Origin of the sequence: Dictyoglomus turgidum DSM 6724 (assembly GCF_000021645.1) — a bacterium.
Taxonomy (GTDB): Bacteria; Dictyoglomota; Dictyoglomia; order Dictyoglomales; family Dictyoglomaceae; genus Dictyoglomus; species Dictyoglomus turgidum.
Genome location: NC_011661.1, coordinates 1,068,588 through 1,091,665, shown reverse-complemented (window position 1 = coordinate 1,091,665; position 23,078 = coordinate 1,068,588). Strand labels below are relative to the sequence as shown.

Below are 23,078 nucleotides of genomic sequence, written 5' to 3'. Positions count from 1 at the left end.
TCAAAATAATTATACTTTTGTGATATAATACTTTAGCAATAAAATCAATAGGAAAAGGAAATTTTTTATGAAAAAATATTTTATTAAAGCAAAAAAAATTTATACCTTTGATCATCAGAAGTCCATCTATGACACTTTACTCATTGAGAATAATAAAATTTCTGATTTAGGAAACAACTTAATTCCTAAGGATACAGATATACCCATAATAGATCTATCTGATTACATTATCCTTCCCGGCTTTATAGACTCCCATGTCCACTTAACATCCACCGCTATCAACGAAATTTTGATCGATCTGAGTAATTTCACCTCAATAAAAGAGATAGTAAAAGCCTTAGAAGCCTTAAGAGACTCTCTTCCAGAAGGTGATTGGATAGTAGCAAAGGAATTTGATCCTGTTAATTTAGAAGAGAAAAGAAATATTACCCAAGAAGAACTGGATAAAAACTTTCCCAAACATCCCGTTTTAATCATAAGAAAGGATTCTCACTCAAGTATAATCAACTCTTTAGGAATGAAACTTTTAGATGTGGAGATTTTTCCTGAAAACGGCTTAATTAAGGAAAGAGACCACCAAATTGCAATAGGAAAAGTATACCAAAATATTGATCCATCTCTTTTGGTAAAAGGTTTAATAAAAACTCTGAAGAAAGCAGCAGAAAAAGGAATAACCACTATTCATGCCCTTGAAGGAGGTTACACTTCTCCTCCTAATTCTCCACAACTGCTTTTAGGTTTAAGTCAGTATTTCCCTATAGATGTGATCATTTATTATCAGACTACCTCTATAAAAAAGGTAAAAGAATTGGGACTAAGAAGAATAGGAGGCTGTCTTTTGGTAGATGGATCCATAAGTACATTAACTGCTGCTGTCTCTGAGCCCTATTTACCCAATCAAGGTTATGGAGTTCTTTTTTGGGACATGGAAACTCTTTCCAATTTTATAAGAACAGCCCATAAAGAGGATTTACAGATCGCCTTTCATGCGGTAGGGGATAGAGGAATTGACCTTCTTGTGAGAGCCTATCAAAAAGTGCTTAAGGAAATACCAAAAGAAGATCACAGACATCGCATAGAACATTTTGAACTCCCAAATAAAGAACATATAAAACTTGCATCTCAATTAAACTTAACGCTATCTCTCCAGCCAAGCTTCTTATATTTCTGGGGAGGGGAAGGAAAACTTTATGAACAACTTCTTGGAAAAGAAAGGGCAAAAAGAATCATTCCTTTAAGAAGCATCTTAAAAGAAGAGATAACTGCAGGAGGAGGATCAGATAGTTCTGTAACACCTATGGATCCTTTTTTAGGAATTTATTCCGCCATAAATCATCCTAATGAAGAAGAGAGAATAACCTTAGAAGAAGCGATAAAAATGTTCACTTACAATGGTGCTTATATAGGATTTATTGAAAAAGAAAAGGGGTCTATTGAGAGAAATAAAGATGCAGATTTAGTTATTTTAGAGAAAAATCCCTTTGAGTTTCGAGAAAAAGAAGAGATATTAAATATTAAAATTGTAGCCACAATCTCAAGAGGAAGATTTGTCTATAAAGATACAAATTTAGTTACGAACCTCTGATATATCGGATAAAAGAGCCATTCTCTTAAGAATTTCTTGTCCTACCAATAATCCCGATGCGGAAGCTTGCATAAGTCCTCTTGTAATTCCAGCTCCATCTCCAATAGCAAATAAGTTTTTGATTTCTGTTTCAAGAGAGGAATTAAGCTTTACCCTTGCAGAATAAAATTTGACCTCTACACCATACAGCAAAGTGTGCCTTGAATATATTCCCGGAGTTACCTTATCCAAAGCTTGGATCATCTCAATAATGTCTACTAAATATCTATAAGGCAGTACTAAACTTAAATCCCCAGGTACAGCATCCTTTAACGTAGGAACAACCATACCTTTTTGCAATCTATCCCATGTAGATCTTCTCCCAGCTAGAAGATCTCCAAGTCTTTGAAGTATTACTCCATTACTCAAAAGATTGGCAAGACTTCCTATGGCCCTTCCATAAGCAATAGGATCTCTAAAAGGCTCAGTAAAGTTCTTAGATACTAATATAGCGAAATTGGTATTCTCAGTCTTCTTCTCAGCAAAACTATGCCCATTTACTGAAATTATCCCTTCATTCTGTTCCATTACTACCTCTCCATAAGGGTTCATACAAAAGGTTCTTACTTTGTCATCAAAAGTTTTTGTATAGTATATGAACTTAGCCTCATAAAGCTCATCAGTTAATTCCTTCATTACTGCAGCTGGAATTTCAACTCTCACTCCAATATCCACAGGATTTATTACCCAAGAAAGACCGATCCTTTGTCCCTCTCCAGAAAACCACTTTGCTCCCTCTCTTCCAGGTCCCACTATTACGTAATCGGCATAATAAATCTTTCCATCCTCAAGCTCTACACCTTTAACCTTTCCATTTTCTACAAGGATTTTGGAAACCTGCTTACCCAAAATAATATCTATCTTATCTTTTAAGTATTCATACATGTTAAGAAGAATAGGCGCACATTTTTCCGTACCAAGATGTCTCACAGCAAAGTAAACCAATCTTAAATCAGCAGCAATAGCTTTCCTCTGAAAGTAAGCAAATTTTTCAGGATCAGGCTTTATAACAGGTTGATCTGCACCAAACTCAGTATAGATATTATTAACTTCTTCCATCAACTTTAAAAGCTTTTCTTCCCCAATATAATCCTTTAGCCATCCACCTACTTCCGTAGAGAAGGTTAACTTTCCATCACTAAAAGCTCCAGCTCCACCCCAACCCGAAACAATATTACAACGAGGACAACGTACACATCCTTGCCTATTAACAATGGCAGGACATACCCTCTTGCTTGTAAGCTCTCCTTTTTCTACAAGCAAAATTTTGAGGGGTTTTTTACCCCTCACTAAGGATATAGCACTAAATATCCCTGCTGGACCACCGCCAATTATGATTACATCATATCTCATGACGGATATAAATTCTCCTGTGATAGTCTTGGCAGATATTCAACTCCTTCTTTTAATCTTACTCTTCCTGCTTTAACCAGCTTGACCAACTCCGGTATAATTTTACCTCTTTCTTCTTCAATTTCCAAGAGGATTTTTTCCATATTCATCTTTCCATCCATAATCCTTAGCATTTTCTGCACTGCAGGATCATTAGAACTTACATTTCCAACCTTTTCGGGAACCACATGTTGTAAATTTACAAGATCCTTTAAAGCTATTCTTCCTTCTTCTAAACTATTTAAGACCACATCAATAGCAAGCAAAGTCCCTAAGCCACTTATTCTTGCTATAGTTGCAAAATCTCTTCTACCATCAATATTAGATAAAATAAATCTTTCCTTTTCTTCTGGGGTCATACTTTCAGGATCTTTTCTTAAAAGTAGTACTTGTACTGAGGATGGGATAGCACGTGATGGATCTGGAAAAAAGGGCACACAAGTTAATGATCCTAATTTTTTCCTTTTTTCATGCCACTCGTCCATAATTCTCGCAGCCTCAAGGATCAATGCCTCAGAAGACATACTTATCGCAACAGAAATATTAGATACGTCTTCATCTACAAACTCAAAATTCCCCTCTTCCCAAGTAAAAAGCTCTAAAAAGCCTGGCATCCCTTTCAACTTTCCAACCTCTGAATTAATTACTTTCCCCTCTTTCAGATAAAGAATACCCTTTTTAAAGGGTTTAGTGATAATAAGCCTTCCTGTGGAAAACTTACCTGAGAGTATTTGGAGCAGAGATACGAGATCAAACTCCTTTAAATTTCCTGTTAATGGCATAAACCCTCTCCCCTCAAATTTCTTGGTGCGCCCAGGAGGACTTGAACCTCCAACCTACGGATTCGTAGTCCGCCGCTCTATCCTGTTGAGCTATGGGCGCACTCTTTATGAGATTATATCTTGTTTTTTAGACTTAAGTCAAATTATAAGAAAATTAAGTAATGTTAGAAAAGAGACTGTAAATCTTTCAAAAGTTCACTTATCTCACTTTCTGCATTTTCCCCACCTATGATACACTTCTTAGCGTATTCCTCAACTATTAATATACCAACTCTTTTCAAGGCAGATCTTACTGCGGCAATTTGAGAAATTATCTCTTTACAATCCCTCTCCTCCTCTATCATTCTTTGAAGCCCTCTTACTTGTCCTTCAATCCTTCTCAAAGCAACCAAATACTCTTTCTTGTCCAAAGAATTTCACTCCTCTACTAATAGCTTAAATATACTTTTAGCAGCAATCTTTCCCGCCCCCATAGCATTGATCACTGTAGCAGAACCGCTTGCCACATCTCCACCTGCAAAGACTCTATCTTTAGAGGTTTTTCCTGTTTCCTTATCTATAAGTATGGTGCCATTTTTATTAATTGAAAGATCAGGAGTAGTCATACTTATTAAAGGATTTGGAACGGTTCCTATAGCAACTATCGCCATGTCTAAGGAAAATATAAAATTAGAGCCTTCGATAGGAATGGGTCTTCTCCTTCCACTACTATCAGGTTCTCCTAAGGTCATTCTCTGGAGTTCTATTCCTATAAGCTGTCCTTTATCATCGCCTATAAATCTTACAGGTGAAACTAAAAAATTAAATATTATCCCTTCTTCTCTTGCATGTATTATTTCTTCGTATCTTGCTGGCATTTCTTCTTCAGTCCTACGATAAAGTATATGTACTTCCTTTGCACCAAGTCTTAGAGCTGTTCTTGCAGCATCCATAGCTACATTTCCTCCCCCAATCACTCCTACTATATTTCCTATTTTTATAGGAGTATCATACTCGGGAAATTTATAAGCTTTCATCAAATTTACCCTTGTTAAAAACTCATTAGCAGAATATATTCCGATCAAATTTTCTCCAGGAATATTCAAAAATTGAGGAGCACCAGCACCTGTTCCAATAAAAACTGCATCGTATTCCTTTAATAGCTCATCTATAGTTATGCTTCTTCCCACAACCACATTAGTAAAGATTTCAACCCCAAGACTTTTTATATACTCTACCTCTGCCCTAACTATTCTCTTAGGAAGACGAAATTCTGGAATTCCATAAATCAAGACCCCACCTGGTTCATGAAAGGCTTCAAAGATTGAAACCTTAATTCCCATTCTTGCTAAATCACCAGCTACAGTAAGTCCTGCAGGGCCCGAACCTACCACTGCCACCCTTTTATCACGTCTTACCTTTATTAAAGGTATATCATAACCTTTACTTAGCTCATAATCTGCAACAAATCTTTCAAGTCTACCAATAGCAACAGGCTCTCCTATCTTTTTCAAAGTACATAGTGCCTCACATTGAGTCTCTTGAGGACATACCCTTCCTGTGGTAGCAGGAAGGTTATTATTTTCTTTTATCTTTTTAATTGCCTCATCATATTTTTTCTCTTTAATTAATCTTATAAAACCAGGAATATCAATATTAACCGGACATCCTCTCACACAGGGAGCATCTTTGCACTGAAGGCATCTACTTGCTTCCATTAAAGCCTGCTCCTCGGTATAACCTAAAGCAACCTCATCAAAATTTCTTACTCTCTGCTCCACTGGCTGTTCTGGAATTGGAGTTTTAGCTTTTGCTATAGCCAACTTTTTCTCCCTCGCTTTCCTCAAATAGTCTCAAAGCTAAGGTTTCTTCATCTTTATAGGTTTTTAATCTTGTCAACAATTCATCAAAATCTACAAGATGTCCATCAAATTCAGGACCATCTACACAAGTAAACCTGATCTTTCCTCCTACAGTAACTCGGCATCCTCCACACATCCCTGTTCCATCCACCATGATGGGATTTAAACTTACAATAGTTGGAACATGATATGCCTTGGTAAGATCGGAAACTACTTTCATCATTATAGTTGGACCTACCGCCCAAATCCTGTCAATTTTCCTTTTTTCCAAGATTTCTTTGAGAACATCAGTAACTAATCCTTTTCTTCCTAAGGATCCGTCATCGGTAGTTACATAAATTTCATCACTAATTTTTTCAATTTCTTCTCTAAATATTACATAATTAGCGCTCCTACCACCAATTATGCTAATTACATAATTTCCTTTTTCTTTTAACCCTTTTAAAATAGGATATAATGCAGCTATTCCTACTCCTCCTCCTACACCTATTACTACTCCAAATCTTTCTATTTCGCTGGGATTTCCAAGAGGACCTACGATATCAGAAATCTTATCACCAACCCTTAACTTTCCCAATAATTTTGTGGTCTTTCCAACCTCTTGAAAAACTATGGTAATACTTTCTGTCTCTATATTCTTCTCAGCAATAGTTAAAGGTATTCTTTCTCCCTTCTCGTAAACCCTTAAAATTACAAACTGCCCAGGTAACGCCTTTCTAGCAATAAGAGGCGCTTTTACCTCAATCAATTTTACATTCGGAGCCAACTCTTTTTTAACTATTATCTCAAACAATAAAAATCCCTCCTTTTTGGTTGAAAATTATAACATTAACACAAAAAGATGTAAATTAAACCTATTAAGCTTTAGGAGAGGAAGATTCAATAAGGGGAATATTCTCAAAAAATATTACATTTACTTCTACATCTTGGTATGTAAACCTAAAGATTTTAGGCGGGCTATTATAAGTAAAAAGGAGAATAAAAGAAAAATTTTCTTGAGATTTTAATACTTTGCTTATGGGATAATAAACTAAATCATCACCAAGTACTCTTCTAAATATATCCTCATTGTTAAGAGTCTTTTCAGGAATATTAGATATGTTTTCCAAATTAATTATTGCTTTTGAGAGGTCAATATTTTTATCACCATTGTTATAGATTGTAATAAATAGAGGTAGAACTTTATCGAATATGTAATAATCAAATTTAGGATAATTTGTCAAATTCAAAACAGTGATTTTAATAGGATATTTAGATGAATAGCCATAATGAAAATTAAAAAAATTAAGATTTTTGCTGTTTATCAACGCCCCATCAATGTGTAGCTTAATTAATTTCTCTCTTAGTTCCGTATAGCCGTAGACCTGATAAAGTTTAGTGTAATAATCCACAGCTATATTCCAAGAAATATAGCTTTTATCGGGATTTTTTAAATATTTTTCCTCGTTTTCTTTTGCTAATTTTAGTAATAAGTCTTCTTCCCCACCCAAAACAAAGGTAAGAATAAATAATCCTATTAATGAAATAAAAAGAAAATATTTTAAAAACTTAAACATTACTTTTAAAAATAAAAAATTTGGTGGAGCTGGGGGGACTTGAACCCCCGACCTCTTCCGTGCCATGGAAGCGCGCTCCCTCTGCGCCACAGCCCCACCAATTAATTTTAATTTTTGGAGGCGGCACCCGGACTCGAACCGGGGAATGGGAGATTTGCAATCTCCTGCCTTAGCCGCTTGGCGATGCCGCCCCACTATCATCATGGAGCGGGCGACGGGATTTGAACCCGCGACCCTCGGCTTGGGAAGCCGATGCTCTACCTCTGAGCTACACCCGCCTTCCCAAGAACTACTTTTTTAGAATATGATTTTTTTAATGGATTGTCAAGATTTTTTATTGCAGTAAAGAAAAATTATTTAAGTTGACAATAAAAAAAATTATTTTTATCATAAATACTAAAATCTTTCAGGTGGGAGGTGCAATATGTTTAAAAAGGGTATCCACAGAATAATTCTAATAATCCTATTCTTAATGCTATTTTCTCTCTTCTCTGCTCCAGCGCAAACCCTAAGCGTCAACCCTAATGGATGGCTCGATCAGGTAGCATTTATACCTGAAAAAGACATGGCAAAAGCTGTAGAAATGATGTCTAAAGGAGATATTGACATCTACTTTAATGAAATTAATGATCCACAACTTTTTAGAAGAGTAAAAGAAGATCCAAATTTAACCTATGGGACCTCCTTTGGACTTTACTATGAATTAACCTTTAACCCAGTAGGACCTACCTATAAAGATGGCAGACTTAATCCCTTTAGCAATAAAAAGATCAGAGAAGCAATGAACATGGTTGTTGATAGACAATATATAGTGGACGAAATAATGGGAGGACTTGCAGAAGTTAAGTTATTACCCCTTAACAAAGGTTTTCCAGAGTATGAAAGATACAAAGACACAATAGCTAATTTAGAGAAACTTTATAAGTATGACTTTAATAAAGGGAAACAGATAATTACAACAGAAATGAAGAAAATGGGTGCGGAACTTAAAGGAAATAAATGGTATTATAAAGGAAATCCAGTGGTAGTTAAATTCATTATAAGAACTGAAGATAGAAGAAAGCAAATTGGAGACTATGTGGCAAATCAGCTTGAAAAGTTAGGATTTACAGTAGAAAGAATGTATAAGACTTCAAGAGAAGCTTCTCCTCTTTGGGTGAGAGGAAATCCTGAGGATGGTCAATGGGATATATATACAGGTGGATGGATAACTACTGTTCTTGCAAGAGATATGGCTGATAATTTTAGATTCTTCTATACTCCAGATTCAGAAATGTCCTATTCACCTCTCTGGAGAGCTTATAAACCAGATAAAGAGTTTAGGGATATAGCTAATAAGCTTGCTCAAAGAACCTTTAAATCCATGGCAGAGAGAAACTACTTAATGAGAAAAGCATTGGAACTTTGCTTAAAAGACTCTGTAAGGATATTCCTAATTGACCAAAAAGCAGCATGGGCAAGAAGAAAGGACATTGATATAGCAGTAGATTATGCTGGTGGAAACTCTTCAAGGGCTTGGCCCTACACTTTAAGAATTGCTGGAAAAGAGGGTGGAAGTGTAAAGGCTGGAATGTCTGAAGTAATCATAGACCCATGGAACCCTATAGCTGGTTCTAACTGGGTATACGATACCATATTCTGGGAAGCAACCTTTGGGAGAACATGGATCTACCATCCTTACACTGGACTTCCAGTTCTTTTTGGAATAGAAAGTGCAGATTTAACTGTCACCTCTGATGTACCTACCTTCCCCAACAAGGGATCTGAAAATTGGCTAAAAGTGAAGAGAGTAAAGAGCATAACTGTTCCTGACGATGCCTGGTATGGCTGGGATGCCAAGAAACAAACCATGGTAACAGCAAAAGAAGCAGGAGTTAAAGAGGCAAAGGTTAAAGTAGTAATCAACTATGGAGATGTTCTTGGAAAGAAGAAGTATCACGATGGGACAGTCCAAAGTCTTGCTGACTATCTTGTAGACTTCATTGTCGGCTTTGAAAGAGCAAGCAAAGACAGTAAACTCTATGATGAAAGCTATGTTGATTACTTTAATTCCTGGAGAGAATCCTTTGTAGCATGGAAGATTGTAAAAGAACATCCATTAGTAATTGAATATTACACTAACTATGCTGAGCTTGACGCAGAACTTACCGCATTATGGCCTACAACTTCAGTACTCTTCCCATGGCATGCTCTTGCCATAGGAATTAGAGCAGAAGAAGAAGGAAAACTTGCATTCTCTGCAGATAAAGCAGAAGCTACAAAGGTGGAATGGATGAACTATATTGGCGGACCAAGCCTTGGAATATTGAAAGAGATGCTTGATAAATCCCAGAAAGATAACTATGTACCATTCAAGAACTTTGTAGGAAAATATGTGAAAGAAGGAGAAATCAAGGAAAGATATAATGCCCTCTCCAACTGGTACAACAGGTTCAAACACTTCTGGGTAAGCAATGGTCCATACTACTTAGAAAAGGCAGACACTGTAGCTCATACAATTCTCTTAAAGAATGCTAAATTTTTGAAGTAATTGTTGTATAATATATACCCAGGGGGTAATTCCCCCTGGGTTTTTTTTTGAAATAATAACAAAGGAGGTTGATGAACATAGAAGGAATTAAAAAAATTCTCACTTATTTTTTAAAAAGAGCTGTTGCCGTATTTATTACTATTGCAATAGCAATTTATCTAACCATTGTTATAGCTAATGCTGGAGGATACGTGGATAAAATCATAGAGGATGAGATAAGAATGAATGTAGCCATGGCTATAAGAAATGATCCCACAGTAAGAGGTTTTACCGATGAACAAAAACAAAAAATAATAGAAAACAGAGTAAAAAATGAAATGAGAAGAAGAGGTCTTGATCAACCATTCATAATAAGAAGTATTTACCATTTAAAAAGGGCACTTTTGCTTGATCTTGGTACTGCCTCCTCTATGACCAGTGATAGTGGCTCTATGCTTGTAAAAAATATCATCTTAGAGAGAATTCCCCTCTCTATACTTCTTTTTACCACCATAACTTTAATTAACTTTTTCTCTGCATTATATTTAGGGTTAAAACTTTCCAGAAGATATGGATCCTTCCTTGACAAATTAATAGTTTATCTTTCTCCTCTTTCTACCATTCCTGGATGGTTTTATGGTATATTTCTCATAATGATTTTTTATTCATGGCTTCATATATTGCCTCCAGGAGGTTTTATTGACTTTCCTCCCCCACCAACTTTATTAGGGAGGATATTAAATATTGCTAAACACATGATTTTACCCATTCTTTCTTGGTTTATAAGTTCTATTTTCTTGAGTACCTATAGTGAAAGGAATTTCTTTTTAATTTATTCTACTGAAGACTATGTGGAGGTAGCAAAGGCGAAGGGACTCCCAGATAAAATCATAGAAAGAAGATATATCCTAAGACCTGCTCTACCTCCTATTATTACTTCTTTTGCCCTTGCTCTTATCTCTTCATGGATGGGTGCAATCGTAACAGAAGCAGTATTTAACTGGCCTGGCCTTGGCATGGTCCTAAGTAGAGCTATAGGAAGCTTTGATGCACCAGTCATAGTTGGAGTCACAGTAATTTATGCCTATCTACTTGGAGCAACAGTACTGCTTTTAGATTTTATATATGCCCTTATTGATCCTCGAGTGAGAGTATGAGGTGATAGACATGGATAACATGGAATTTACGTCATCCTATAGTTTAAAAGGAATATTAAGAGAAGTTTTAAGATATAAAACAGGAGTTTTCTCTCTTTTAATATTTGCTATACTTATTCTTTTATCTGTCTATGCTTATTTGAGCATGCCTTATGATAAGGCAAAAGAACTTTGGAACGATAGCCAAGCTTGGCTAAAGTACCCAAGAAATGCCATACCCACATGGTTAGCATTTTTTACAGGGAAAAACCTACCTAAGAACATATATCTAAAAGATCCAAAGATAGAAAGCGTCTCTGAAACTCCTAAAATAGTAAAATATGTGTATGACATAAACTATACTTATGATGATTTTCCCAGTGAATTTAACATATTTCTAAATAGTACTTTTAAAAACAATCCTCCTAATCTAAGAATCTACTGGATAAATCCATATGGAGATAGAATATTGCTCTTTGAAAAAGTTCAAAGAGCAGAGAAAGATATTTTTTATATTGGAAATGAATCTTCTATAGAACAAAAATTCATAGAGTATTATAAGGAAAAATTAGGTTTTTATCCCAATTTCCCTGTTACAGTCATGCGTGGACTCTTTGGAGAAACAGAAAATCCAAAGGTTAATAAAGGAAACTACAAACTCGAAATAGAAGTTCAATTTACTGATAAAAGTGATACCATCGAGATAGAGCCCATAATTTACGGAAAAGTTTATGGAGTCGCAGGAACAGATCATCTAAGAAGACCTTTAGAACTTGGAATTTTATACGGAACTCCTATTGACCTTGCCTTTGGGCTTGGAGCTTCTTTAAGTATTACTGTAATACAATTAATATTAGCTACTGTAAGTGGTTGGTATGGGGGATGGGTAGACAATCTTATACAAAGATTAACTGAGATATACATGTTACTTCCATTTCTGCCTCTCATGATTATGATTTCCTTATTCTATAAATTAACCATTTGGCAACTATTAGTAGTATTAATAATCCTAAGCCTTTTTGGTTCTGGAATAAAGACCCAAAGAGCCATGGTTCTTCAAGTAAAAACACTACCTTATATAGAAGCTGCAAGAACTTATGGAGCAAGCAATATGAGGATAGTTTTCCTATACATTATTCCTAAGATATTACCCCCGGTAATCCCAGGGTTAATTATTAGTATACCTGCTTATATATTTTTAGAAGCAATTTTATCCCTTTTTGGCGTACTTGACCCCACAGAGCCAACTCTCGGAAGGATAATTGAAGAAGCCTTTCAAAATGGTGCTTTGTATAAAGGCTTTTATTACTGGGTAATTGAACCTTCATTAATCATTGTATTATTAGCTATATCTTTTGCACTTTTAGGCTTTGTCATAGATAGAATAGTTAATCCAAGACTTAAAGAAGTATAGGAGTGGTAACATGGCAAACACAGTTCTTAAGTTAAATAATTTCACGGTAGTTTATAAGACCCAACAGGGGCCTTTAGAGGCAGTAAGAAATGTAAGTTTTGAGCTCAAAGAGGGAGAAACTCTTGCCATCGTAGGAGAGTCAGGTTGTGGAAAAAGCTCCCTTGCAAGGGGAATATTAAGACTATTCCCAAGAAATTTAGAAAAAGCAAGTGGAGAAATATATATCAATGAAACGGAGGTACTTTCTTTAAAAGAGGAAGACTTCCGAAAGAATATAAGATGGAGCAAAATATCTATGGTATTTCAAGGAGCAATGAATTCACTAAATCCCATATTAAAGATAGTCCATCAAGTAGCAGAACCATTGATAGTACACTTTGGAATGGAAAAGACATCTGCCTACAAAAGAGCAAAAGAAATACTGAATTTAGTGGGTATTTCCGAGTCTTTCGCAGAAAGATATCCTTTTGAGCTTTCGGGAGGTATGAAACAACGGGTAGTGATAGCTATGGCCCTTGTAACCCGCCCTAATATTGTAATATTAGATGAACCTACATCAGCTCTCGATGTGATCACCCAAGCAAATATAATGAATCTTTTAAAAGTTTTAAAGAAGGAACTCAATCTAAGTTACATTTTCATTACTCATGATATAGCTACAGCTAGTGAACTTGCAGATAGGGTTGCAGTTATGTATGCGGGAGAAATTGTAGAAATAAGTCCATCGGAAAAATTCTACAATTCACCAGCCCATGGCTATACTATGATGCTTTTAAATAGCGTTCCCACTCTTAAGACTACAAAAAAGCTAAAATCCATTCCAGGATCTCCACCAAGCCTAATTAATCCACCATCAGGATGCAGATTTCATCCTCGTTGTCAATATGTTATGGATATATGTAGAGAAAAAGAACCTCCCATGTTTAAAAAAGACGAAGAACATTATGCAAAATGTTATATAGGTGAGAGCCATGAGTAACAATAATAATATTTTATTAAGGGTTGAGAACTTAAAAGTTTGGTTTGAAATAAGAAAAAACATTTTAGCAAAGCCCATGTATGTAAAAGCTGTAGATGGGGTAAATTTTGAGCTTAAAAAGGGAGAATCCATATCCTTAGTTGGAGAAAGTGGCTCAGGAAAAACCACCTTAGGAAGAACTATATTAAGACTATATGAACCCACAGATGGAAAAATTGTCTTTGAAGACAAAGATATAACAAAAGCTGATTACAAAGAGCTAAATTGGTATCGAAAGGAAACTGGATTTGTTCAGCAAGATCCTTTTGGTGCTTTAGTTCCCCATTTTACCATATATAGAATTTTAGAAGAACCTCTTTTAATAAACAAAATTGGAACTCCCGGAGAAAGAAGAGAAATGATCTTCAAAGCTTTAGAGGAAGTTAAGCTTACACCAGTAACCGATTTTATTGGAAAATATCCTCACATGATATCAGGGGGGCAAATGCAAAGGGTGGTCATAGCAAGAGCATTAATTATGAAACCAAAACTTGTAATAGCAGATGAACCAGTATCCATGCTTGATGCCTCGGTAAGGATAGAGATCCTTGAACTCCTAAGAGATCTTCAAGAAAGCCACCATATGAGTATGATATATATCACCCATGACCTTGCTACAGTAAGAGCTTTCTCAAACTGGATCTTCATAATGTATGCAGGAAATTTAGTAGAAAGAGCAAGAACAGAAGAATTATTAAATAATCCATTGCATCCTTATACAAAAGCCCTTCTTTCTGCAATACCAGATCCTGATCCTCAAAACCGCTTCAAACTAAGGGAAGTTCCACCAGGAGAGCCACCAAACCTAATTAATCCACCATCAGGGTGCAGATTTCATCCTCGTTGTCAATATGTTATGGATATATGTAAAGAGAAAGAACCAGAAGAGATTGAAGTATCAAAAGAACACTGGGTTAAATGTTGGTTATATAAAAAGGGGTAAGCGTTTAAGCTTACCCCTTTTTTATTAATCTATCTAAAACGGTTTTATATCCTTCAGCACCATAAAGCAAAAACTTTTTGACTCTGCTTATAGTGGCAGAACTTGTTCCTGTTTCTCTCTCAATCTCCTCATAAGATTTTCCTTCATATAGCATTTTAGCAACCTTTAATCTCTGAGATAATTCTTTTATTTCTGTGATAGTACAGATGTCTTCAAGAAACCTCAAAACTTCTTCCTCATTTTTGAGAGTAAGTAAAGCCTTTACGAGAAAGTAAATATCATCATCTATCCACTTAGGATTATAACTCAATAATATTCCCCCCTAATTTTTTGATAGTCTCACCAAAATTTGGAAAAGATATACTTATACTATTACTCTCTACTATCGTTTCTCCGTCAGCAAGAAGTCCTGCAATAGCAAAAGACATAGCAATTCTATGATCATTATAGGTTTCTATTTCATTTCCATTTAATTTTGTAGGACCATATACTGCAAATCCCTCATCAATTATCTCTGCCTTTCCCCCCATTTTATTTATTCCATCAACCACTGCCTTAATTCTATCAGACTCCTTCACTTTCAATTCTCCTACGTCTTTAAAAACACTCTTTCCTTTTGCTTGAGTTGCTATTATTGCCAAAATAGGAACTTCGTCAATAAGCTTTGGTACAATCTCTCCCCTTACCTCAAAGGATTCTAATATTGAGAATTCTACTATTAAATCCCCAATAGGCTCTCCCCCTTCTTCCCACTGATTAAGAATCTGAATTTTGGCACCAGCTTCTTTAAGTACACTTAACATGCCTATTCTTGTCGGATTAATCCCAACATTTTTAATAACAATCTTAGATCCTTCTACTAATAGTCCTGCAGCAATAATAAAAGCTGCCGAAGAGAAATCTCCAGGAATGTTAAAATCTTTATTTTTAAAGCCTTCTATACCATGAGTCTTTAATGTCAAACCATTTCTTATAAGAGGTAATCCCAAATATTGAAATATTCGCTCGGTATGATCCCTTGATAAAGATGGTTCTGTAACAGAAGTTTCCCCATCAGCAAGAAGACCCGCAATAAGCAGTGCAGATTTTACTTGAGCGCTTGCTACACTCAATGTATGATCTCTTCCTTTGAGTTTTTCTCCTTTTATAGCAAGAGGAGGATTATTACCACCGTTTCTTCCCCATATCTTTGCTCCCATCCCTAAAAGAGGTTCCACAACCCTCTTCATTGGTCTTCTTCTTAAAGAATCATCTCCCGTGATTACCGAGAATATTCCCGGAAGGCCACTTAAAAGGCCAGTAAATAGTCTAATAGTAGTCCCTGAATTTCCAGCATCCAGAACATTTTCAGGCTCTCTAAATCCATTTATGCCATTTCCTTTCACTTTGATCACATTCTCACAGATTTCAATACTTGTTCCAAGAGCTCTTAAACAGTTCATTGTAGAAATACAATCCTGAGAGAAAAGAAAATTCTTTATAATACTTTCCCCTTCACCCATAGAGGAAAATATTAAAGCTCTATGAGAGATAGATTTGTCTCCAGGAATCTTTATCTCTCCCATTAAACTCCTACTTTTCTTAATCATCAATTTTCCCATTTTAATCCCTCAACTTTAACCTTTTTTCTTTAGATTCTTTGAATAATTTTTCTATACTTACAAAATCCTCCTTTTCTAATTTTTCAACTAGATCTCTTAAAGTCTTCTCAAATTCGCCTAAAGCTTTCTTTATTTTTATATTATTCTCTTTCACAATATCAACCCATAAATTATAATCACTTTTGGCTATTCTTGTTATATCTTTAAACCCACTTCCAAAAAAGTCTATGTTATTTTCATTTATAGCTACATAAGATAACAAATAAGCAATAATTTGAGGAAGATGACTTGTAAAAGCAAGAATTTCATCATGCACCTCAGGATCAATAATAAGAGGAGTTGCATTTATTTTCTTTAGTAGCTTTTCTAAACTCCCAATTTTCTCCTTAGAAACTTCTATAGCAGGACATAAGAAATAAATCTTTCCGTCGAAAAGATTATCCACAGCCCCTAAAGGGCCCGATATCTCTCTTCCTGCAAGGGGATGCCCCCCTATAAAAATCTTTCTTAAAAATTCATCATTATTTACATAACTCATAATTTTAGATTTTGTACTTGCCGTATCAGTTATAATGACTCCTTCCTTTACATAGCTTTCAATATTCTTAACCACATCCATGACTGACGAAGGATGTACAGATATAAATACACAATCTGTCTCCCTAATTAGATCTTTAAAACGATCTAATCTTTTTTCTAAGACATCAAAGATCTTTTTTTCTGAGAGATACCCTAAAACTTCACAATCATTATCCACCCCCCAAAGATAAAGATCACCAAATCCTTTTTTAAGGGAAAGGGCTAAGGAAGTACCTATTAATCCGAGTCCTACAATACCTATTATCATAACCTTCTCCCTACAGCACTCGCTATAGCTTTCAATTCATTCATTAACCTTCTAAAATCAGAAAAGGTAAGAGATTGGGGTCCATCAGAAAGAGCTTTCTCAGGATGTGGGTGTACTTCTATTATTAATCCATCTGCCCCTGCAGCAATAGCAGCCTTTGCCATACTGGGTACATACCTATAATTTCCAGTACCATGACTCGGATCTACAAATACTGGAAGGTGCGTCTTCTCCTTTAAGGCAGGAATAATAGAAAGATCTAAAGTATTTCTAGAAAAATCAGAAAAAGTTCTTATTCCTCTTTCACAAAGGATAACTTCAGAATTTCCTCCGAGCAAAATATACTCTGCTGCAAACAAGAATTCCTCTAAAGTTGCCGAAAGCCCTCTCTTAAGAAGAACTGGTTTTCTTAATTTTCCAACCTCCTTTAATAAAGTAAAGTTCTGCATATTTCTTGCCCCTATTTGGATAATGTCTACATATTCTGCAACTATGTCCAAATCTCTTGGATCCATAACCTCTGTTATTACAGGTATATCAAACTCATTTTTTACTTCATAAAGGAGCTTTAACCCTTCTATTCCTAATCCTTGGAAACTATAAGGAGATGTACGAGGCTTAAATACCCCTCCTCTTAAAACCTTAGCTCCTACTTCTTTAACAAATCCTGCAATCTCACGAAGTTGTTCTCTGCTTTCTACGGCACAAGGTCCGGCCATGACAACTATCTCTTCATTTCCAATTTCTACTTGGTTTACTTTTATCCTAGTCCCCTGAGGGTTAAATTCCTTTGTAACTAATTTATAAGGTGTTAAAATAGGAATAACTTGCTCTACAAAAGGAAAAGAGCTTATCTGCTCCATTATAAGAATCTTTTCTTCCATTCTTTTCTCACCAATTGCCCCTATGACAACTTTATTTTCCCCTCTTGATATATGAGCCCCATAATTATATTCCTTTAATTTATCTATTACTTTTTGTATATCCTCCTCAGTAGCACCAGACTTAAGCACAATAATCATACTTTTCTTTCCTCCCTAAGCGTAAAATTTAAATGATTTACCAGTAAAATATGAATCCTAAACTCATAAAAATCACTTTCCATAATCATCACCTTCCTTTAAGATCTTTATTATATCCTTTTCCTCTATATCTTCTACAATCTCTACCCTTCCTATTTCTCTTGGTAGAATAAGTCTAAGTTTTCCTCCATATGCTTTTTTGTCCCTTTTTATATACTCCATTAAATCCTCAATTCTATATGGACTTTTAATTTTAAATCCAAAAAGCATTAGTAATTCTTTTAATCTTTCTAAAACCTCATAATTGCAAAATCCAAGCTTATATCCTAAATAAGTAGCCAAAAGCATACCAATTGCTACAGCTTCACCATGTAGAAACCTCCTATATCCTCCTTTCGCCTCTATAGCATGTCCAAAAGTATGACCAAAGTTTAAAATCATTCTCAAAGACGATTCTTTTTCATCTTTCTCAACCACATACTTCTTACAAAGAAGGCTTTCCTTTATAACATACAGAAGTTTATCAACATCCTTGCTCAATATAGAATCAACGTTCTTTTCAAGAAACTTAAAGAATTCATAATTCATGATCATTCCATACTTTATAACTTCTGCGATGCCACTTTTATACTCTCTCTCAGAAAGAGTATCCAGAGTCTTTATATCTATGATTACTGCATCAGGATGATAAAAAGTTCCTATCAAGTTTTTCCCTTCCCTTATGTTTATTCCTGTCTTTCCACCTATGGAACTATCCACCTGAGAAAGTAAAGTTGTAGGAATTTGAATATATTTTATACCTCTCATATAAATGGAGGCTATAAAACCAGTAAGATCTCCCACAACACCACCACCAAAAGCAAAAAGAGCACTTCTCCTATCAGCCATTCTCTTCGCAAGCTCTTTGGAGATTTTTATTACCTCTTGAAAAGATTTACTTTTTTCTCCTACAGGAACGTAAATAACATTTTCCTCAGGAATAGATAAATCCTCCTTATAAATCTCCCGTAGAAAAGGATGAGTTATAAGAAAAGATGAAGAATATTTATCCCAATATTCCTTTATAAGCCTTCTCAATATGTTATAACCAATATATATGGGGTATTTTTTATCCTTCAAATCAATAGTTAACTCTTCCATCCTAACCTCTCATAAACATACTTTTTGTATTTTTCAAAACTTTCTTTTATTTCACTTATATGATCCCCTGAAAATTTATTCAAAAACTCTTTTGCCAGAACAAAAGCCAACATTGACTCTCCTACTACCCCAGCAGCAGGCACTACACAAACATCACTTCTCTCATAATATCCATCAGTAATCTTCTTTTCTTTGATATCAAAAGTTTTAAGAGGTCTTCTCAAAGTAGGTATAGGTTTAACAAAGGCCCTAACCATAATAATCTCACCGTTCGAAATTCCACCCTCAATCCCACCAGCATAATTTGTCTTTCTAAGTCTATTTTCTCCAAAATAAAACTCGTCATGAACTTTTGAACCCTTATTTAAGCTCGCATAAAGGGCTTCTCCAATCTCCACCCCCTTAACCGAGGGTATACTCATAATGGCATGAGAGATAAGAGCATCAAGTCTTTTGTCCCAATGAACATGACTTCCAAGCCCAATAGGTACTCCTCTTGCAAGAAGAACAAACCTTCCCCCAAGGGTATCTCCTTCTTCCTTAGCTTTATCTATTAATTCTTTTGCCTGTCTTTCCTTTTCTTCATCAATCATCCTCAAATCTGATTTTTCTGCTTTCCTCTTTAGAACATCCCATTCAAAATTGTTAATATCAAATCTGTTTTCAATACTATCTATGGCTTCTACGAAGCTTATAATCTCAATACCAAACTCGGAAAGAAAAGCCTTAGCAATAGCGCCTACTGCAACTCTTGCCGCTGTTTCTCTTGCACTGGCTCTCTCAAGAACATTTCTTATGTCTTCAAAGTGATACTTAATTGCTCCAGCAAAATCCGCATGACCAGACCTTGGCTTTGTAACCATTTTTTCTTCCAAAATTTCTTCAGGGTCCATTACATTCTTCCAATTCTCCCAATCCCTATTTTTTATAACAATTCCAATGGGAGTTCCAAGAGTGTATCCTCCCCTTACTCCAGAAATTATTTCTACTTCGTCTCTTTCTATTTCCATTCTCTTACCACGTCCATATCCTATCTGCCTTCTTCTCAACTCTTTATTTATATACTCCGATGTTATATGAAGACCTGCAGGTACCCCCTCTAAAATCGCCATAAGAGCCTTTCCATGGGATTCTCCAGAGGTCAAAAATCTCATAATAACTTTTCAGCCTCCCTTTTCATTACCTCAAAGGGTCCCACAAAACCAAACCATTTTTCCCAAGAAAGACATGCTTGATATATGAGCATATCAAGTCCATTTTTGTAAGGCACATTATTTTCTTTTGCGAGTTTTAATAAAGGAGTCTCTTTGGGATTGTATATGATGTCATATACAAAAACTAATTTTTTAAAGTCTCCATTCCATGGAGTTTCTTTTCCATCAAGACCAATAGAAGTGGTATTTATCAAAATTACTTTTTCACTAATTTTTTCCCTATCCTCCCAAGGTATAACTTTTATTTCAAAATTCTTGTTTTTCTTTACCTCGACAGCAATTTTTTCTGCTCTTTCGTAAGTTCTGTTAGTTAAATAAACCTCTTTAAATCCATATTCAAGTACAGCATAAATTACTGCCCTTGCTGCGCCTCCTGCTCCTAAAATTAAACAAGAAAAATCACTACTTAGATTTAAATCCTCAAGAGTCTTTAAAAATCCGCCAAAATCAGTATTGTCCCCTTTCCATTTATGGTTTTCCCTATAAACTGTGTTTACTGCTCCAAGAATATTAGAAATCTCTGATATTTCATCCAAAAACTCTATTATACTTTCTTTATGAGGTATAGTAACATTTAAGCCATAAATAGGAAGGTATTTAATTCCTAAAATTGCTTTGGAGAAAAATTCTGGTTCAATAGGGATGTTTAAGTATAAAGCATCAATAGATAATGCCCTAAAAGCGGCATTGTGAATGTAAAAAGATATGGAATGCCCTAATGGGTAACCTATAAGTCCATATAACTTTGTCGATGGAGAAATCAAAGAAATTAATCACCTCTCTTTCTTTTAATCCTCTCCCCATTGAGGTAAATTTAAAGGTTAATTTATCAAAAAAGATTTATCTTGTCAAACCGAAAGTATCTTACTTAAAAACTCAATGGTTCTTTCCTCTTTTGGGTGTTCAAAAATCTCCTTAGGAGTACCTTCTTCAACAATTCTCCCTTGATCCAAAAAGATCACCCTATTTGCTACCTCTTTAGCAAACCCCATCTCATGAGTTGCAATTATCATGGTCATACCTTCGTGGGCAAGTTCTCTCATAACATCTAAAACCTCTTTTGTCATTTCGGGATCTATAGAGGAGGTAGGCTCATCAAACAGCATTACTTCTGGTTCCATGGCAAGAGCTCTTGCTATAGCAATTCTCTGTTGTTGTCCCCCTGAAAGTTGAGATGGATAACTCTTTGCTTTGTCTACAAGACCAACTCTTTTTAAAAGTTCATATGCTTTTTCTGTAGCAATTTTAGGATCCATTTTCTTAACCTTTATAGGAGCAAGAGTTATATTGTCAAGTACCGTAAGATGTGGGAAAAGATAAAAAAGTTGAAAAACCATACCAACTTTTTGCCTAACCTTATTTATATCTACGGAAGAATCAGTTATTTTTATCCCATCAATGTAAATCTCTCCTTCAGTAGGCTCTTCCAGTCTATTTATACACCGAAGAAGAGTACTTTTTCCTCCTCCACTGGGACCTATGATCACAAGTACTTCACCTTTTTTAACCTCTAAATTTATTCCTTTTAAAACATGAAGATGTTTAAATTTCTTGTGTAAATTAACTACTTTAATCACCTGTCTTCAACCTCTTTTCTAACCATACTGAAAGTCTTGTTAAAGGTAAGGTCATTAATAAATATATTAACGTTACTCCTAAAAATGGACTAAATACATTTGCCTTCCAAGCCACGATCTCCCTTCCTGCTCTAAGAAGCTCTGTAACTGCAAGAGTAGAGGCTAAAGAGCTTTCCTTTAACATAGAGACAAACTCGTTAGTTAAAGGTGGAAGAATCCTTCTAAAGGCTTGAGGAAGAATTATATATCTCATAGCTTGAAAATAGGTCATGCCAAGAGATCTTGCAGCTTCCATTTGCCCTTTATCAATAGACTGTATTCCACTCCTAAATATTTCTCCAGTGTATGCAGCACTATTTAAAGATAAACCTACAATTGCAGCAGTTATAGCCCCTAAATTTATTCCAAAAGAAGGCAGAGCATAATAGATGATCAGAAGTTGCATTAAGAGAGGAGTGCCTCTTATTACTTCTACATATATGGTAGAGGGAATTCTTAATAGGTAGTTTTTGGATATACGAGCAAGTCCTAAAAATAAGCCAAGAATTATCCCAAAAGCTACCGAAATTACTGAAAGGCGCAATGTAACCACTGCGCCTTTCAGTAAATAAGGTATACTTTCGATAAATATATTTATATTAAAATCCAACTTCTCACCTCTTATTACTTAGGTGGTTCTACACCAAACCACTTTTTGTATATCTGATTATATTTACCAGTTTTCTTTAGATTAATCAATATCTCATTTATTTTCTTTAAAAGATCTTTATCTTCCTTTCTCACTGCTATCCCATATTGCTCTATAGTAAAAGGCTTTCCAACACATTTTAGTTTTGGATTATTCTTAGAATAATAAAGAGAAACTGGCAGATCGTTAATAACCGCATCCAATCTTCCTAACTCAAGATCCATAAAGGCTTCAGGAATAGTTTCATAACTTCTAATCTCTTTTATCCCTATCTGATCTTTTAATTTCTTTGCAGTAAGTTCTCCGGTTGTTCCAAGTTGTACCCCAACTACTTTATCCTTTAAATCTTTTTCCGACTTAATATCTTTATTTTCACTTCTCACCACAATAATCTGTCCCGAATCATAATAAGGAATGGAAAAATCAATTTCTTTTTTTCTTTCTTCGGTTATAGTCATGGCAGAAATTATGATGTCAAACTTTTTAGCCTTTAGGGCTGCAATTATACCATCAAAAGATGTATTTATAACCTGTAATTTAACCCCAAGAGCTTTTGCAATTTCCTGAGCAATATCAATATCAAAACCTACAGGTTTATCACCCTCCATAAATTCAAAGGGAGCATATGCCACATCGCTTCCTACCTTTAATACTCCTACTTTTTTAATCCTCTCAACAGCACCAGCCCCTAAAACAGGATATAGCACCAAAAGAAAAAACAAAAAACTTATAATTATACCTTTCCGCATATTTTTGCCTCCTGACTGCATAATT

22 protein-coding genes and 4 tRNA genes are annotated in these 23,078 nt (G+C 35.2%); 6 read left to right on the top strand and 20 right to left on the bottom strand.

Annotated features, from left to right (window positions below):
- Positions 1-67: 67 nt before the first annotated feature.
- Complete coding sequence (locus tag DTUR_RS05480) at positions 68-1,585, top strand: amidohydrolase (RefSeq protein ID WP_012583434.1); 1,518 nt, start codon at positions 68-70, stop codon at positions 1,583-1,585.
- Here DTUR_RS05480 and DTUR_RS05475 read toward each other — a convergent pair.
- The 10 genes from DTUR_RS05475 to DTUR_RS05435 form a co-directional block, all read right to left on the bottom strand.
- On the bottom strand, positions 1,568-2,977 hold the full coding sequence (locus tag DTUR_RS05475; protein ID WP_012583433.1) for an NAD(P)/FAD-dependent oxidoreductase: 1,410 nt from the start codon (positions 2,975-2,977) through the stop codon (positions 1,568-1,570). The genes DTUR_RS05480 and DTUR_RS05475 overlap by 18 nt on opposite strands.
- The gene (locus DTUR_RS05470; protein ID WP_012583432.1) at positions 2,974-3,798 is read right to left on the bottom strand and encodes a DUF4388 domain-containing protein; all 825 of its coding nucleotides are present in this window, start codon (positions 3,796-3,798) and stop codon (positions 2,974-2,976) included. The genes DTUR_RS05475 and DTUR_RS05470 overlap by 4 nt, the downstream gene beginning before the upstream one ends.
- A gap of 23 nt (positions 3,799-3,821) precedes the next feature.
- A tRNA-Arg gene (locus DTUR_RS05465) sits at positions 3,822-3,898 on the bottom strand.
- 64 nt (positions 3,899-3,962) lie between these two features.
- The gene (locus DTUR_RS05460) at positions 3,963-4,208 is read right to left on the bottom strand and encodes a metal-sensitive transcriptional regulator (protein ID WP_012583431.1); all 246 of its coding nucleotides are present in this window, start codon (positions 4,206-4,208) and stop codon (positions 3,963-3,965) included.
- A 6-nt stretch (positions 4,209-4,214) separates the two neighbouring features.
- A complete protein-coding gene (gltA, locus tag DTUR_RS05455) occupies positions 4,215-5,600 on the bottom strand; it encodes an NADPH-dependent glutamate synthase (RefSeq protein WP_012583430.1) in 1,386 nt (461 codons plus the stop codon).
- Positions 5,581-6,432, bottom strand: a complete 852-nt coding sequence (locus DTUR_RS09460) for a sulfide/dihydroorotate dehydrogenase-like FAD/NAD-binding protein (RefSeq protein ID WP_012583429.1) — start codon at positions 6,430-6,432, stop codon at positions 5,581-5,583. The genes gltA and DTUR_RS09460 overlap by 20 nt, the downstream gene beginning before the upstream one ends.
- Before the next feature lie 64 nt (positions 6,433-6,496).
- Complete coding sequence (locus DTUR_RS05450) at positions 6,497-7,195, bottom strand: hypothetical protein (RefSeq protein WP_164931011.1); 699 nt, start codon at positions 7,193-7,195, stop codon at positions 6,497-6,499.
- 21 nt (positions 7,196-7,216) lie between these two features.
- Positions 7,217-7,291: transfer RNA gene (locus DTUR_RS05445), tRNA-Ala, on the bottom strand.
- Positions 7,292-7,310: 19 nt separating this feature from the next.
- Positions 7,311-7,386, bottom strand: a tRNA-Cys gene (locus DTUR_RS05440).
- A 12-nt stretch (positions 7,387-7,398) separates the two neighbouring features.
- Positions 7,399-7,473: transfer RNA gene (locus DTUR_RS05435), tRNA-Gly, on the bottom strand.
- 146 nt (positions 7,474-7,619) lie between these two features.
- Between DTUR_RS05435 and DTUR_RS05430 the strand changes: the two genes are divergently transcribed.
- From DTUR_RS05430 to DTUR_RS05410, 5 genes are all read left to right on the top strand, one after another.
- Positions 7,620-9,725: an ABC transporter substrate-binding protein gene (locus DTUR_RS05430; RefSeq protein ID WP_012583428.1), complete on the top strand. Its 2,106-nt coding sequence runs from the start codon at positions 7,620-7,622 to the stop codon at positions 9,723-9,725.
- Positions 9,726-9,796: 71 nt separating this feature from the next.
- A complete protein-coding gene (locus tag DTUR_RS05425) occupies positions 9,797-10,861 on the top strand; it encodes an ABC transporter permease (RefSeq protein WP_012583427.1) in 1,065 nt (354 codons plus the stop codon).
- 10 nt (positions 10,862-10,871) lie between these two features.
- Positions 10,872-12,254, top strand: a complete 1,383-nt coding sequence (locus DTUR_RS05420; RefSeq protein WP_012583426.1) for an ABC transporter permease — start codon at positions 10,872-10,874, stop codon at positions 12,252-12,254.
- Positions 12,255-12,264: 10 nt separating this feature from the next.
- Positions 12,265-13,233: an ABC transporter ATP-binding protein gene (locus DTUR_RS05415; RefSeq protein ID WP_012583425.1), complete on the top strand. Its 969-nt coding sequence runs from the start codon at positions 12,265-12,267 to the stop codon at positions 13,231-13,233.
- On the top strand, positions 13,226-14,215 hold the full coding sequence (locus DTUR_RS05410; RefSeq protein ID WP_012583424.1) for an ABC transporter ATP-binding protein: 990 nt from the start codon (positions 13,226-13,228) through the stop codon (positions 14,213-14,215). Before DTUR_RS05415 ends, DTUR_RS05410 begins: the two co-directional genes overlap by 8 nt.
- 10 nt (positions 14,216-14,225) lie before the next feature.
- Here the strand turns inward: DTUR_RS05410 and DTUR_RS05405 are convergent, their stop codons facing one another.
- The 10 genes from DTUR_RS05405 to DTUR_RS05360 all read right to left on the bottom strand — a co-directional run bounded on the left by DTUR_RS05405 (position 14,226) and on the right by DTUR_RS05360 (position 23,053).
- Positions 14,226-14,525, bottom strand: coding sequence for a YerC/YecD family TrpR-related protein (locus tag DTUR_RS05405; protein WP_012583423.1), 300 nt, complete (start codon positions 14,523-14,525; stop codon positions 14,226-14,228).
- On the bottom strand, positions 14,515-15,816 hold the full coding sequence (gene aroA / locus DTUR_RS05400) for a 3-phosphoshikimate 1-carboxyvinyltransferase (protein ID WP_012583422.1): 1,302 nt from the start codon (positions 15,814-15,816) through the stop codon (positions 14,515-14,517). Before aroA ends, DTUR_RS05405 begins: the two co-directional genes overlap by 11 nt.
- A 1-nt stretch (position 15,817) precedes the next feature.
- The gene (locus tag DTUR_RS05395) at positions 15,818-16,663 is read right to left on the bottom strand and encodes a prephenate dehydrogenase (RefSeq protein ID WP_012583421.1); all 846 of its coding nucleotides are present in this window, start codon (positions 16,661-16,663) and stop codon (positions 15,818-15,820) included.
- Positions 16,660-17,685 (bottom strand): 3-deoxy-7-phosphoheptulonate synthase, encoded by a 1,026-nt coding sequence (gene aroF / locus DTUR_RS05390; protein ID WP_012583420.1) that lies wholly within the window; start codon positions 17,683-17,685, stop codon positions 16,660-16,662. The genes DTUR_RS05395 and aroF overlap by 4 nt, the downstream gene beginning before the upstream one ends.
- 72 nt (positions 17,686-17,757) lie before the next feature.
- Positions 17,758-18,825, bottom strand: coding sequence for a 3-dehydroquinate synthase (aroB, locus tag DTUR_RS05385; protein WP_012583419.1), 1,068 nt, complete (start codon positions 18,823-18,825; stop codon positions 17,758-17,760).
- On the bottom strand, positions 18,813-19,979 hold the full coding sequence (gene aroC, locus DTUR_RS05380) for a chorismate synthase (protein WP_012583418.1): 1,167 nt from the start codon (positions 19,977-19,979) through the stop codon (positions 18,813-18,815). Before aroC ends, aroB begins: the two co-directional genes overlap by 13 nt.
- The gene (gene aroE / locus DTUR_RS05375; RefSeq protein WP_012583417.1) at positions 19,976-20,803 is read right to left on the bottom strand and encodes a shikimate dehydrogenase; all 828 of its coding nucleotides are present in this window, start codon (positions 20,801-20,803) and stop codon (positions 19,976-19,978) included. Before aroE ends, aroC begins: the two co-directional genes overlap by 4 nt.
- 84 nt (positions 20,804-20,887) lie before the next feature.
- Positions 20,888-21,616 (bottom strand): amino acid ABC transporter ATP-binding protein, encoded by a 729-nt coding sequence (locus tag DTUR_RS05370; protein ID WP_012583416.1) that lies wholly within the window; start codon positions 21,614-21,616, stop codon positions 20,888-20,890.
- Complete coding sequence (locus tag DTUR_RS05365) at positions 21,609-22,265, bottom strand: amino acid ABC transporter permease (RefSeq protein WP_012583415.1); 657 nt, start codon at positions 22,263-22,265, stop codon at positions 21,609-21,611. The genes DTUR_RS05370 and DTUR_RS05365 overlap by 8 nt, the downstream gene beginning before the upstream one ends.
- A gap of 14 nt (positions 22,266-22,279) precedes the next feature.
- Positions 22,280-23,053 (bottom strand): basic amino acid ABC transporter substrate-binding protein, encoded by a 774-nt coding sequence (locus DTUR_RS05360; RefSeq protein ID WP_012583414.1) that lies wholly within the window; start codon positions 23,051-23,053, stop codon positions 22,280-22,282.
- Between the last annotated feature and the right edge of the window lie 25 nt (positions 23,054-23,078).

Excerpts from the sequence above, each read along its gene's own strand:
- DTUR_RS05410 (WP_012583424.1), top strand. The coding sequence starts at position 13,226 with ATGAGTAACAATAATAATATTTTATTAAGGGTTGAGAACTTAAAAGTT.
- DTUR_RS05415 (WP_012583425.1), top strand. The coding sequence starts at position 12,265 with ATGGCAAACACAGTTCTTAAGTTAAATAATTTCACGGTAGTTTATAAG.
- aroF (WP_012583420.1), bottom strand. The coding sequence starts at position 17,685 with ATGATTATTGTGCTTAAGTCTGGTGCTACTGAGGAGGATATACAAAAA.
- DTUR_RS05420 (WP_012583426.1), top strand. The coding sequence starts at position 10,872 with ATGGATAACATGGAATTTACGTCATCCTATAGTTTAAAAGGAATATTA.
- DTUR_RS05480 (WP_012583434.1), top strand. The coding sequence starts at position 68 with ATGAAAAAATATTTTATTAAAGCAAAAAAAATTTATACCTTTGATCAT.
- aroA (WP_012583422.1), bottom strand. The coding sequence starts at position 15,816 with ATGGGAAAATTGATGATTAAGAAAAGTAGGAGTTTAATGGGAGAGATA.
- DTUR_RS05430 (WP_012583428.1), top strand. The coding sequence starts at position 7,620 with ATGTTTAAAAAGGGTATCCACAGAATAATTCTAATAATCCTATTCTTA.
- DTUR_RS05450 (WP_164931011.1), bottom strand. The coding sequence starts at position 7,195 with ATGTTTAAGTTTTTAAAATATTTTCTTTTTATTTCATTAATAGGATTA.
- DTUR_RS05395 (WP_012583421.1), bottom strand. The coding sequence starts at position 16,663 with ATGATAATAGGTATTGTAGGACTCGGATTAATAGGTACTTCCTTAGCC.
- aroC (WP_012583418.1), bottom strand. The coding sequence starts at position 19,979 with ATGAGATTTTTGACCTCTGGAGAATCCCATGGAAAGGCTCTTATGGCG.
- DTUR_RS05470 (WP_012583432.1), bottom strand. The coding sequence starts at position 3,798 with ATGCCATTAACAGGAAATTTAAAGGAGTTTGATCTCGTATCTCTGCTC.
- DTUR_RS05360 (WP_012583414.1), bottom strand. The coding sequence starts at position 23,053 with ATGCGGAAAGGTATAATTATAAGTTTTTTGTTTTTTCTTTTGGTGCTA.
- DTUR_RS05475 (WP_012583433.1), bottom strand. The coding sequence starts at position 2,977 with ATGAGATATGATGTAATCATAATTGGCGGTGGTCCAGCAGGGATATTT.
- aroB (WP_012583419.1), bottom strand. The coding sequence starts at position 18,825 with ATGGAAGAGTTAACTATTGATTTGAAGGATAAAAAATACCCCATATAT.
- DTUR_RS05425 (WP_012583427.1), top strand. The coding sequence starts at position 9,797 with ATGAACATAGAAGGAATTAAAAAAATTCTCACTTATTTTTTAAAAAGA.